Origin of the sequence: Rhodococcus aetherivorans, assembly GCF_011058165.1 — a bacterium.
GTDB lineage: Bacteria > Actinomycetota > Actinomycetes > Mycobacteriales > Mycobacteriaceae > Rhodococcus > Rhodococcus aetherivorans.
In genome coordinates this window covers 1-11,972 of sequence record NZ_JAALEG010000056.1, presented here as the reverse complement: position 1 = coordinate 11,972, position 11,972 = coordinate 1, and the positions used below count along the sequence as shown (strand labels likewise).

Sequence of the window (11,972 nt, the reverse complement as noted above, 5' to 3'; positions counted from 1 at the left end):
GCGCTGCTCAGCGGCCGCGCACGATGCAGCGGAATCCGATGTGGCAGGTGGAGGTTTCCGCGCTTTCCCCCTGCCTGGCTGCGGGCCGGTAGCGCAAGCAGTAATTGGGGGCGCAGAGGTGCGATCCGCCCTTGATGACCCGCCGGGGATGGGCCTCGGCACCGGTCTCCGGCGCGAGCGTGCGTGGGTTGGCGGGAATGCAGCACGCCGTGGCGGGGGCGGTGTCACGTCCGTCCGCCCCGTGACGAGCGGTGAAGTAGTCCGTCGTCCATTCCCACACGTTGCCTGCCACGTCGACCAGGCCGTAACCGTTGGGCCGGAAGCTGCCCACCGGAGACGTGCCGACGTACCCGTCTTCGGCGAGGTTCTGCCACGGGAACTCGCCCTGCCAGGTGTTGGCCAGGTACCGCCCCTTCGGGGTGTACTCGTCGCCCCACACGAACCGGGCCCGATCCAGGCCGCCGCGGGCCGCGAACTCCCACTCGGACTCGGTCGGCAGCTCCTTGCCCGCCCACCGAGCGTAGGCGAGCGCGTCGTAGTGGGACACGTGCGTCACCGGATGGTGTTCGCGGCCGCCGGCCGAACTTCCGGGGCCCTCGGGATGCCGCCAATCCGCACCGGGCACCCACGACCACCACCGGCGGTAGTCGTCGAGGGGTACGCGCCGAGCCGGCGGGGTGAACACCAGCGACCCGGGTACCAGCAGCGCCGGGTCGGCATCGGGATAATCGGCGGGTTCGGGCGCGACCTCGGCGGTGGTGACGTGACCGGTGTCCTTCACGAAACGCCGGAACTCGGCGACCGTGACCGGATGAATGTCCATCCAGAATCCGTCCACACTCACCTGGTGGACCGGACGCTCCTCGGGGTAGAACTCCTCCGACCCCATCCAGAAGGTTCCGCCCGGAATCCAGGTCATCTTCTTCGGTGCTCGACCCGCCGACGCCGCTGGCTGCATGCGTCGAGTATCTCGGAACCGGCTCGCTGCGAGCGGGTCCTCGGGATGCCGCGCAGGTCCGCGCAGGTCCTGGCCTGTCAGACCTGCATTCCGGTCTGTCCCGCGGATGCCTGTCCCAGAGCCGTGGCCTTGAGTTGCTCGAACTCCGCTTGGGTGATCACTCCCGAGTCGTACAGCGCCTTCGCATCGGCGATCTGCTCGGCCGGGGACTTGCCGGCCACCTGCCGGATGTACTCGTCGGTGGCCTGCTTGGTCTCCTGCTGGGCACGCATCGACCGCTCCGCCATGCCGCGGCCCCGGGCGATCAGATACACGAACGCGGTCAGGTACGGGAGGACGACCAGCCCGATCACCCAGAGGGCTTTGGCGAAGCCGGAAACGGTGTGATCGCGGAACAGGTCGACCAAGATCTGGAACAGCACGATCAGGTACGCCACGAACGCGAACACGATGATCGTGTACCACACGTAATCCCAGAACGAATCCATGATGTGCACCTCCTGTGAGCGGCTCCGGCGATGGACCGAACCTCCGCGATATCGGGCGACTCACATCGAGAATGACACCCCAACCGGCGTCTCCGCAGGGGATAAAGACCTTGAAACCCACCCCGACCCTGAAACCCACCGTCCCCCCGCGTGTCCTCGACACGAAGACGCCCGTACGCGGGCCGGGCCCGCATCCGACACGAACGCAGCGCGACCTGTGTCCGTTTCGAGACGTGCTCGCGGTCGAAGCGGTGATTCAATGGTGAGATGTGCAGATGGATGGCATATTCCGGCGACCCGATCCTTGCCGAGGATCTGCTGTTCCGCCCGCAGCACTCGCTGATCGATCAGAGCCTGCATTCGCGCCTCGGAGCCACCACCACCAACGGTGACGGTTTCGGCATCGGATGGTACGGGAGAGGGCCGGAGCCGGCGGTGTTCAAGAGCATCGATCCGGCCTGGAACGACCGGAACCTGCGCGAGCTCGCCGCTCAGGTGGAGACACCGCTGCTGTTCGCACACGTGCGGGCCTCGACCGGGACGCACGTCCAGCGCAGCAACTGCCATCCCTTCCGGCACGGGCGCTGGTTGTGGATGCACAACGGGGTCCTCAACGGGTTCCGGGAGATCAAACGCGAGCTCGTGCTGGCGGTGGATCCGGCGCTCTACCCCGACATCGAGGGCTCGACCGACTCCGAGATGCTGTTCTATCTCGCGCTGACGTTCGGTCTCACCGAGGACCCGTTCACTGCCGTCGCCCGGGCTGTCGGATACGTGGAGAAGATCGCGCACGCCCATGCGATCGAGCATCCCGTGCAGATGACCGTGGCGACCACGGACGGAGAGTCGATGTGGGTGTTCCGTTATTCCAGCGAAGGCAAGAGCCGATCGCTGTTCTTCTCCACCAAGCTCGCCAGGCTCCTCGAGCTGCATCCCGAGGTGGAGGTGCTGCACCAGCTCGGTGCCGAGACCCGCTTCATCGTCTCCGAACCGCTGCGCGATCTGCCGGACGCATGGAACGAAGTACCCGAGTCCTCCGCGGGCGTGGTCCGGCCCGGCGAGGACGAGATCCGACCGTTCCGGCCGCTCGCACCGGTGTAGGCCCGGCGGAGCAGAGCCTCTGCGTCGGGGTAGGCGGGACCGGGTGCAGACCGTGCCGGGAGACAGGGGACTCCAACAGGTCCCCGTCCCTGATCAACCGAATCGAGCGATGACCTTGTGCCCTACGCCACAGGCCCTCGCCGGCGGAACACTGTAGTCAAGTAACTGCAGGAGTTTCGAGATGAACGCAGAGCAGCCCCTGGCCCTCCGGTTATGGCGCCGCGCTCCGTGGAGCGGCAACCCGCTGATGCGACGATCCGAGCGAGTCGAATCCGCACTCGTTCTGGTCGTCGCGATGTTCGTGCTCGTCATGGTGCCCCTCGCCGCCGCGTACGGGACGGCGACCTACGCGCGGGTCGGCCAGCTTGCGCTGGAGGAACGCCTGGAACGCCACCAGGTGACGGCGATCCTCCTCGAGGAGCCGGGACCGACGGGCACCGGTTCGATGACGGACACTGCGACCCGGGGTCCGGGGGACCCGGACCGAGCGACCGCGCGGTGGACGACCGGGACCGACGAAACGCGCACGGGGAAGGTGGAGACGCCCTTCGGCGCGAAGCCGGGCGAGACGATCGACATCTGGATCGATTCGACCGGTGATCCCGTCGCCGCGCCCAGGACCGGCTCGGACGGCGTCGTGGCCGGTGTCAGTGCCGCACTCACGGTGTGGGGGGTGGGCTCCGGCATCGCCCTGCTGCTCCTCTACGGAGTTCATCGTGTCGGCGTGCGGCGGAGGCTGTCGGCATTGGATCGCGAATGGAACGAAACCGGACGGAGCCCGGGATGGACGTTGGGTTGACCGCCCCCGGGTCTGCGGGCCGGGGGTCTGCAGGCCGGTCAGCAGCGCACACGGCGATGCTCGGCAGCGCGGAGAGGATTCCTCGATCCGGTCGCAGCACAAGAAGATACGCGGGGAGGCCGAGATGAGCGACTGGGTCTGCCGGTTGGTGGTGTCGACGGAATCCGGCGACAGTCCGGCTCAGCTGCATATGGTGCTCCGCGACGATCTCACGGACGCGGAGGTGCTCGCCCGTGTCCTCGGCCTGGTTCACGAGTTCTATGGTCCCGGCGTGCAGGTCGACGACCTGAAGCCCGAGTCCTGGGCGCAGACCCGAACTGCGTCCCCGGTCCGTTCACCCGGCGGATGAGGGAAAAGGAGGCATACAGCAAGACATTTCACACAGTCACATCGAACTGCATCTCGGACTCGTGCCGCCGGAGGGCACGCTTCGTCCGTGCTGCCGTGCCTCTGTCACCGAGTGGAAAGAGAAGACGATGGACAGCGACATTTCGCGCAGCGGCACGGGCACCGCTCCGCTCGACACCGCCGAGCGGGCCGAGCTGGAGCGGTTGCGGGCCGAGGTGGCCGCACTGCGGGCGCGGACAGAGGCCGCGCCCGAGGCCCCGCCGCCACCCCCGCCCGTATCGCGTCCGCCGCGGCACGCGCTGCGCTGGACTGCGGTGGCGATTCTGACGGTGCTGGTCGCACTGCTGGCGATCGCGTCGGTGACGGCGCGGTTCGTGCGCAGCGAGATCCTCGACACGGACCGGTACGTCACCACGGTGGCCCCGCTCGGTTCCGATCCCGCGGTGCAGACCGAGATCGCGGGCACGGTCACCGACGAGATCTTCGCGCGGGTCGATGTCGAAGGCCTCACGTCCGACGCGCTGACCGCCCTGACCGATGCCGTTCCGGCGACCGCGGACGCGCCGCGCGTGGACCGGGCGGTGGAGGGGCTCGCGCCGGTGATCGCCGGGCAGGCACGCAACTTCGTGTACGAGACGGTGCTGTCGCTGGTGCAGACCGACCAGTTCGAGGATCTGTGGATCCAGGCCAACCGTGCAGCGCACACCGGGCTGGTGGCAGTCGTCACCGGTGAGGGCGGCCCGTCCTCGGTAACGGTGGACGAGAGCGGCACGGTCAGCATCTCCCTCGGCACGATCATCGACAACGTCAAGGCCCGCCTGCTGGACCGGGGATTCTCCTTCGCCGAGAAGATCCCGGACATCGACAAGCAGTTCGTGCTGTTCCAGTCGCCGGAGCTGATCAGGGCGCAACGGGCGGTCAGCGCTCTGGACACGGCGTCGGATGTGCTGCCGTGGCTGACGATCGCCGCCGCGGTGGCCGCGGTGGCCGTGGCTCCGCCCGGGCGTCGCCGTCGTGCCCTGGCGTTCGTCGGGACGGCACTGCTCGTGGGGATGCTGATCCTCGCGATCGCGCTGATCGTCGCCCGATCCCTCTATCTCGGCGACATTCCCCCGGACGTGCTGTCCCCGGACGCCGCCTCGGCGATCGCCGACACGATGCTGGTGCCGCTGCGGACCGCGCTGCGGGCGGTGGCGATCCTCGGCCTGGTGATCGCGGTCGGGGCGTACCTGACCGGGGGATCAGCCTCCGCGACCGCCGTCCGTCGCGGATTCGGGCGAGGCATGGACGCGGTGCAGCGGTCCCGTAAGCCGCGCCCACCGAACCAGGTGGAAGCCGGGGCCTACCGGGCCCGGACGGCGTTGCGGCTGGCGATCATCGGCATCGCCGCCGTGATGCTGATGTTCTGGCGGTACCCGACCGGTCTCGTGGTCGTGTGGATCGTTCTCGGTGCCCTGCTGGCGTTGCTCGCGCTCGAGGTGCTGATCCGGCCGGCACGAACCTGGGAGCAACCGACGGAGATCGTGCCCGACGCGGACTCGAAGACCGGGACGTGAGCCCGGTGGACGCCGTTCCCGGCGACGAGGTGCCGGTCTCCCGCCGATGGTGGGCGCGTGCGGCGTTCGCCGCCGTCCTCGGCGCTGCCGCCGTTCCGGTGATCGTCGCGGGCCTGCGCGGCGCCCTCGCACTCCTGGCGGTGAGCGTGACGGTGGCAGCGGTGACGGTCGCGGCTCTCTACTGGTTCCTCGCGAGCCGGGGGCTGCTGCGCGCGCTGTCACTGGGTCTCGCAGTGGTCGCCCCCCTCGCGCTGCCCGTGCTGTTCGTGCGGGAGCGCGTGCTCTGGGTCGCGTTGGTGTCGGTCGCGCTGGTGCTGCTCGCCTTGGCGTGCGCGCGGGCGGCCCTGCGCCGTGACACAGAGCAGGGGATGCCCGAGTACCCCGCCGCGCCGGTCCACCGCCCGTTCCTGGTGATGAACCCCCGTTCGGGGGGTGGCAAGGTCGTGAAGTTCGATCTGCAACGCAAGGCCGAGGAACTCGGTGCCGAGGTAGCCCTGCTCGCGGGACCGGGGCCCGTCGACGTCGAGGCCCTGGCCCGGCAGGCGGTGGAGCGGGGCGCCGACCTGCTCGGTGTCGCCGGGGGCGACGGGACACAGGCCCTGGTGGCGGCGATCGCGGCCGAGCACGGTCTGCCGTTCCTGGTGATCAGCGCCGGCACACGGAACCACTTCGCGCTGGATCTGGGACTGGACCGGGAGGACCCGGCCGCAGGCCTGGACGCTCTGCGGGACGGGGTGGAACTGCGCATCGATCTCGGCAGGATCGGGGGACGGGTGTTCGTCAACAACGCCTCGTTCGGCGTCTACGCCGACGTGGTGCAGAGCCCGGAATACCGGGACGACAAGGCCGGGACGGCCCTGCGGATGATGCCCGACCTGCTCGCTCGCGACAGCGCCACCCGGCTGAGGGCCCGCATCGACGGCGACACGACGGTGGAAGGCGCGCAGGCCGTCCTGGTGAGCAACGACCCGTACGCGACCGACGACCTCGCGGGGCTGGGACGACGGCCCCGGCTGGATCGCGGGGTGCTCGGGGTGGTGACGATCTCGGTAGCCGGCGCGGGGCAGGCGGTCGACCTGCTGCGCCGCACGCACAGCCGGGGGCTGGTTCAGCGCGTGGCCACCGAGGTGATCGTCGACGCGGAGGCACCGGAGATTCCGGTCGGGGTGGACGGGGAAGCGCTGATGCTGCCCACGCCGGTGCGCTGCACCGTCGAGCCGCAGGCGCTGCGGGTGCGGGTGCCCCGGCGCCGTCCGGGAACCTTGGTCTCGGCGCCGACCTGGGACTGGGCGCGGCTCCGGGACCTGGCCTTCCGGCCTCAGCGCTCGTCGTCGGTCTCGTCGGGCCTGCGCTGACCCTCGCCGGGCCGTGCGCCCACCGGCCGGCGCGGTAGGGATCCGGTGCCGAACAGTGCGGCGACGGTGATCAGTGCCGTGACGGCGAAGGCCACCTGCAGGGCCTCGAGCCGCGCGTCCGAGTTGACCTCGAGGATCGCATCCGCGGTGGCCTCGTCCACCCCGGCCTCGTCCAGGGCACCCTCCAACTGGGTGTCGGACAGGAACGGCACCCCGGCAGCCATGTCCGTGGTGGCCTGCTGTTGCACCGATTCCGGCACGGCCGGGTTGTTCTCGATGCCGGCGATGACGGAGGTGGTCAGGGTGGCGATCAGGATGGAGCCGATCAGGGCGGTCCCCAGTGACGCGCCGAGATTGGTCGCCGTGTTCTGCAGACCGCCGACCTCGGCGCTCTGCGAGTCCGGCACCGCGGACACCGTGACCGCACCGAGCTGGGAGGCCAGCGCACCCAGTCCGAGACCCATCAGCAGCATCGGGATCGACACGACCGCCGCATTTGCGCCGGGATCCATCCCACCCACGAGGATGAGGATGCCGACGACCATGATCCCGAGGCCGATCCGGACGATGCGCCGGGGATTCGCCTGGGGTCGCAGCTTGGGGATGCCGACGGCCGCCAGGACCAGAGCGATCGACAGCGGAAGGATCCGCACACCCGTCTCGAGCGCACTGAGTTCGAGGACCACAGACAGGAACAGGGGGACGGAGAAGAACACCCCGGCCTGAATGAGGAATTGGGCGAAGAACATGCTCAGACCGCCGGTGAGCTGGCTGTTCCTCAGCAGCGCGGGGTCGACCAGCGGTTCGCCGCCCGTCTTCGCCAGGTACGTCTCCCGCCGCAGGAACAGGTAGAGCACGAAGAGTCCACCCAGCAGCAACCAGATGACGGGGGACAGTCCCAGGATCGCCGGTCCGCCGGGTTTGGTCTGGATCCAGCCCCATTCGCTCGAGCGCAGCACGCCGTAGACGAACATTCCCAGGCCGGCGACCGACAGGAGCGAGCCGACGAGGTCGAGCCGGATCCGCTGCGGTGGAATGTCTTCCACGCGACGCAGCGCGAGCAGGATCAGGACGACGATGACAACCTCGCCGAAGAAGACGTAGCGCCAGGACGCGAACGTGGTCACCGCCCCACCGAGCAACGGCCCCACCGCGACTGCCGCGGCACCCGCCGCGGCCACCAATCCGTAGGCGGCGGGGCGGCGTTCGGCGGGGAAGTTCGCCGCGACCAGGGAAACGATCGCGGGCATGATCAGGGCGGCGCCGATGCCCTCGAGCAGGGACCAGCCGATGAGGAGGACGGTGAGATTCGGCGCGATCCCGGTGACGAACGACCCGGCGCCGTAGATGATCAGGCCGAGCCCGAACGCGCGGCGCCGCCCGAGGATGGTGCCGATCTTGCCGCCGGTGATCATCAAGCTGGCCATCACCAGGGTGTAGAGGGTGATGGCGGTCTGGATGCCGGTGATGGTGGTGCCCACGTCCGCGGCCACGGTCGCCATCGACACGTTCATCACGGAGCTGTCGAGCGTCATCAGGAACTGCCCCGCAGCCAGTACTGCGAGCACCAGTGCGGAACCCGAGGCCACCGCCGGACCCTTCGGCGAACTGTCAAGACTCATGCATCGACCTCTCGCGTCAGACGGGCTCGAGCGGCCGGAACGGCCGGATGTCGTTGCCCGCGGGGCCGACCACGGCGGCGGAGGACTCGGGCATCTCGTTCCATGCGCCCGGCAGATCGCGGAGCGGTTCGGACACGACGAACCGGGCGTCGATGCCCAGACGATGGAACATCTCCACCTCGGGGTGCAGCTCGCGGAGCTTGGCGACCTCGGTGGAGTAGAACAGCGACCGGGTCCGGCCCTCGCTGGAGTAGCGGAACACCCAGATGGTGTCGCCGGCCGTGGTGGCCACGGTCATCTGCACGGGATCGTCGATCCCGCGGTGGCGGGCGACCTTCTCGACCATCCCGATCGCACGGCCGACCGCGGTGAACGGATCGTCCCGGAGACCGAACGTGAGAGCGAGGAAGAACAGCACCTCGGAGTCCGTGGTACCCGCGATGTCCGGGTACAGCGACGGATCCACGGCCATCATCAGTTCCCGCTTGATGTCCCGGAAGCCGAGGATCTCGCCGTTGTGCATCCACAGCCATTCCTCGTGCCGGAACGGGTGGCAATTGCTGCGCTGCACCTGCGTGCCGGTCGAGGACCGCACGTGCGCGAACAGCAGCGGGGTGCGGATCTGCCCGGCGATCTCCCGCAGGTTGTGGTTGTTCCACGCCGGATCGATGCTCTTGAACATCGCCGGTTCGGAACCTATTCCGTACCAGCCGATTCCGAAGCCGTCACCGTTGGTGGTGGTGGCTCCGAGATGGGAGTGCAGGCTCTGGTCGATGAGTGAATGCTCGGGCTTGAACAGCAGATCCTCCACGAGGATCGGCTCGCCCGAGTAGGCCATCCATCTGCACACCCGACCATTGAAGCACCCGGGTGTCGCCCCCCGGGCCGGAAAGAAGGCAGTGGGCTCACCTGCGGTCACTGCATGCCGGTCCGCCGGAGATCGAGAACCGCGCCCGTGGTGGCATCGTCGTCGACCGCAATGCCGCGGCTGCCACCGGGGACGATCACCGCTCCACCGTCGAGTCCCGTCCTGGCCCTACCCTCCTCGCGCCGGCGCGGTGGGGGCCACCGCGACGGATGCCGACGTGCCGTTGCCGACGAGGCCGGAGGTGGGCGCCACCGGTGTGCGCTGGGCGGCCGCTGCCGCTGCCGCGGTGGCTTCGTGTTCGAGGAAGGTCTTCAGTTCGCCGATGGCACTCATCATGGGGGCCGGGAACACCACGGTGGTGTTCTTCTCGACCCCCAGCTCCACCAGGGTCTGCAGGTTGCGCAGTTGCAGGGCCAGGGGGTGGGCCATCATCGTGTCGGAGGCGTCTCCGAGCGCGGCGGCCGCCATCGACTCGCCTTCCGCCGCGATGATCTTGGCGCGCTTCTCCCGCTCGGCCTCGGCCTGACGGGCCATGGCGCGTTTCATGCTGTCGGGAAGCTGGATGTCCTTCAACTCCACCAGGGTCACCTCCACGCCCCATTCGAGGGTGGACACGTCGAGGAATTCTCGAATGTGGACGTTGATGACGTCGGTCTCCGACAACGCCTCGTCGAGGGTGTGGCGGCCGACCACCCTGCGCAACGTGGTCTGGGCGATCTGGTCGATCGCAGCGGCGACGTTCTCGATCGCGACGACCGACTTCACGGCGTCGATGACACGGAAATAGGCGACTGCGGAGATGTCCACGCTGACGTTGTCGCGCGTGATGATCCCCTGGGACTGGATCGGCATCGTGACGATCCGCAACGACACCTTCGTGAGGCGGTCGACGATCGGGATGATCAGATGCAGGCCGGGTTCCTTCACCCCGAGCAGCCGGCCGAACCGGAAGAGCACGCCCTTCTCGTACTGGGTGACGACGTGCACCGACTGCGACAACACGAACATCACCACGACGAGGAGCACCGCGGCGAGGATGATCCAGGTGGTCACGACGTTCCTCCCATCCCGCAGCAGGTCGCGGTTGCCTTCACCGTGCGCTCGTGGACCGCGGCCGGGAAGGGTCGAAAGTCACCGCCGGGGCGGATCGGCGAGTTCGAGACCTTCCGAGCCGCGTCCGTACGAGACCGTGCGCAACACCGGAGGAAACATACCCCCTCGGGTATATTGGTCGGGACGTGCTGTGAGAGGAGCGAGGAGATGACATCGGCGGACTTCGTCGACGGGATCGAAGTGCTGTGGCGACCCGGGTGCCCGTTCTGTTCGCGGCTGCGCCGGGCCCTGCGCCGACGCGGCATCGACACCCGCGAGATCGACATCTGGCAGGACCGCGCGGCCGCGGCGCGGGTCCGTGCGGTCACCGGCGGCGACGAGACCGTGCCGACCGTCTTCGTGGGACGGGTCGCCCTGGTCAATCCCGGGGTGCGCGAGATCGAGGCCGCGATCGAGCGGGAACTCCCCGAGCGAGCCGGCGAACTGCTCCCGGCGCCGGTGTCTCGTCCCCGTAAGCTGTTGTCCCGCATCGGCTTCCCGCTCCGCGGCTGACGCGCCCGACCACCCGTACCGACGACCGAAGGAGTCGCAGTGCCGGAAAACCAACTCGACGAAGAACTCTGGGACGAGCGCTACCGTTCCCGTCCCGCGCTCTGGAGCGGTGAGCCGAACCGTCACCTCGTGGGGGAGGCGGCCGAACTCGAGCCCGGCCTCGCCCTCGACGTCGGCTGCGGCGAGGGCGCGGACGCCATCTGGCTCGCGCGGCGCGGCTGGCGGGTCGACGGCGTGGACGTGTCCGGCGTCGCCCTGCGACGCGCTGCCGAGCACGCGGATCGGGCCGGCGCCGAGATCGCCGGGCGCATAACGTGGCTGCACGAGAACCTCACCGCGTGGGACCCCGGCCGGGGGCGGTACGACCTGGTCTCCGCGCAGTACATGCACCTGCCGCCACCGGAACGCGACGTCCTCTTTCGAGGGCTCGCGGAGGCGGTCGCTCCCGGCGGCACCCTCCTGATCGTCGGGCATCACCCCACCGACCTGCAGACCACCGTGCCGCTCCCGCCGCGGCCCGAGCTGTTCTTCACGGGAGTGGACGTCGTGGCGCTGCTCGATCCCGACGGCTGGGACGTCGTCACCGAGGCCGCCGTCGCGCGGTCGGTCACCGACCCGGACGGACGCGCCGTCACCGTGCACGACACGGTGGTCAGGGCCCGACGGCGCTGATCGCGCCACCACGTCGCGAACGTCGTCGTCGGGCGGTCTCCCTCAGGCCAGGGCGAGGAAGAGGCGCTCGAGCTGTTCCTCGGTGAGCCGGTCCGGGCACGTGTCGTCCTCCTCGTCGAGCATGCACCGACGAAGCTGCGCGGCAACGATCTTGAACCCGGCGCGGTCGAGCGCCCGGGAGACGGCGGCGAGCTGGGTCACCACGTCCCGGCACTCGCGGCCGGATTCGAGCATGGCGATCACGCCGGCGAGCTGCCCCTGCGCGCGGCGCAGCCGGTGCAGCACCTGCGTATCGGCTTCGGGGGTGACGGCGGTCCTGGGGACGGGGTCGACGGGAGTGTTCATCGCTGTGCTTCCTGCGGTAGGGGACGAGGTTCGAAGGGATACCCCATGGGGTACTTGACATACCCTAGAGGGTATGTGGCAGGGTTGTCCATATCGAGGACGAAATCGACCCATACGGAGGAACCACGATGATTCTCGAGCAGTACTACATCGAGTGCCTGTCGCACGCGTCGTACCTGATCGGTGACGAGGGCACCGGCCGGGCGGTGGTGGTCGATCCGCGCCGCGATGTCACCGAGTACCTCGACGACGCCG

Annotated in this window: 13 protein-coding genes; 7 read left to right on the top strand and 6 right to left on the bottom strand. The window is 69.0% G+C overall.

Annotation, left to right across the window (positions count from 1 at the left end):
• Positions 1 to 7: 7 nt before the first annotated feature.
• A complete protein-coding gene (locus G6039_RS19895; protein ID WP_006940454.1) occupies positions 8 to 919 on the bottom strand; it encodes a formylglycine-generating enzyme family protein in 912 nt (303 codons plus the stop codon).
• 116 nt (positions 920 to 1,035) lie between these two features.
• Positions 1,036 to 1,446, bottom strand: a complete 411-nt coding sequence (locus G6039_RS19890; RefSeq protein ID WP_029546963.1) for an SHOCT domain-containing protein — start codon at positions 1,444 to 1,446, stop codon at positions 1,036 to 1,038.
• Positions 1,447 to 1,725: 279 nt separating this feature from the next.
• Here G6039_RS19890 and G6039_RS19885 point away from each other — a divergent pair, with 279 nt between their 5' ends.
• The 5 genes from G6039_RS19885 (at position 1,726) to G6039_RS19865 (ending at position 6,605) form a co-directional block, all read left to right on the top strand.
• Positions 1,726 to 2,547 carry a class II glutamine amidotransferase gene (locus G6039_RS19885; RefSeq protein WP_043798319.1) on the top strand — a complete coding sequence of 274 codons (822 nt, stop codon included), beginning with the start codon at positions 1,726 to 1,728 and terminating at the stop codon, positions 2,545 to 2,547.
• 181 nt (positions 2,548 to 2,728) lie between these two features.
• On the top strand, positions 2,729 to 3,346 hold the full coding sequence (locus G6039_RS19880; protein ID WP_029546965.1) for an Rv1733c family protein: 618 nt from the start codon (positions 2,729 to 2,731) through the stop codon (positions 3,344 to 3,346).
• Between the two features lie 124 nt (positions 3,347 to 3,470).
• Entirely contained in the window at positions 3,471 to 3,695 is a 225-nt protein-coding gene (locus G6039_RS19875; RefSeq protein WP_006940443.1) for a hypothetical protein, read from the top strand.
• Positions 3,696 to 3,822: 127 nt separating this feature from the next.
• Positions 3,823 to 5,250, top strand: coding sequence for a hypothetical protein (locus G6039_RS19870; RefSeq protein ID WP_043798321.1), 1,428 nt, complete (start codon positions 3,823 to 3,825; stop codon positions 5,248 to 5,250).
• A complete protein-coding gene (locus tag G6039_RS19865) occupies positions 5,247 to 6,605 on the top strand; it encodes a diacylglycerol/lipid kinase family protein (RefSeq protein ID WP_043798325.1) in 1,359 nt (452 codons plus the stop codon). Before G6039_RS19870 ends, G6039_RS19865 begins: the two co-directional genes overlap by 4 nt.
• Here the strand turns inward: G6039_RS19865 and G6039_RS19860 are convergent.
• The 3 genes from G6039_RS19860 to G6039_RS19850 form a co-directional block, all read right to left on the bottom strand.
• Positions 6,569 to 8,227, bottom strand: coding sequence for an MFS transporter (locus tag G6039_RS19860; protein ID WP_043798327.1), 1,659 nt, complete (start codon positions 8,225 to 8,227; stop codon positions 6,569 to 6,571). The two genes, G6039_RS19865 and G6039_RS19860, sit on opposite strands and share 37 nt — an antisense overlap.
• 16 nt (positions 8,228 to 8,243) lie before the next feature.
• Positions 8,244 to 9,065, bottom strand: a complete 822-nt coding sequence (locus G6039_RS19855; protein ID WP_006940434.1) for a class II glutamine amidotransferase — start codon at positions 9,063 to 9,065, stop codon at positions 8,244 to 8,246.
• Between the two features lie 198 nt (positions 9,066 to 9,263).
• Positions 9,264 to 10,148, bottom strand: coding sequence for a slipin family protein (locus tag G6039_RS19850; RefSeq protein WP_043798330.1), 885 nt, complete (start codon positions 10,146 to 10,148; stop codon positions 9,264 to 9,266).
• Between the two features lie 207 nt (positions 10,149 to 10,355).
• On the opposite strand from G6039_RS19850, the gene G6039_RS19845 reads away from it, so the two are divergent.
• Positions 10,356 to 10,700: a glutaredoxin domain-containing protein gene (locus G6039_RS19845; protein ID WP_006940432.1), complete on the top strand. Its 345-nt coding sequence runs from the start codon at positions 10,356 to 10,358 to the stop codon at positions 10,698 to 10,700.
• Positions 10,701 to 10,739: 39 nt separating this feature from the next.
• The gene (locus tag G6039_RS19840) at positions 10,740 to 11,372 is read left to right on the top strand and encodes a class I SAM-dependent methyltransferase (protein WP_043798333.1); all 633 of its coding nucleotides are present in this window, start codon (positions 10,740 to 10,742) and stop codon (positions 11,370 to 11,372) included.
• Between the two features lie 42 nt (positions 11,373 to 11,414).
• On the opposite strand, the gene G6039_RS19835 is transcribed toward G6039_RS19840, so the two are convergent.
• Positions 11,415 to 11,717 carry a metal-sensitive transcriptional regulator gene (locus G6039_RS19835; protein WP_006940428.1) on the bottom strand — a complete coding sequence of 101 codons (303 nt, stop codon included), beginning with the start codon at positions 11,715 to 11,717 and terminating at the stop codon, positions 11,415 to 11,417.
• Positions 11,718 to 11,972 lie beyond the last annotated feature (255 nt).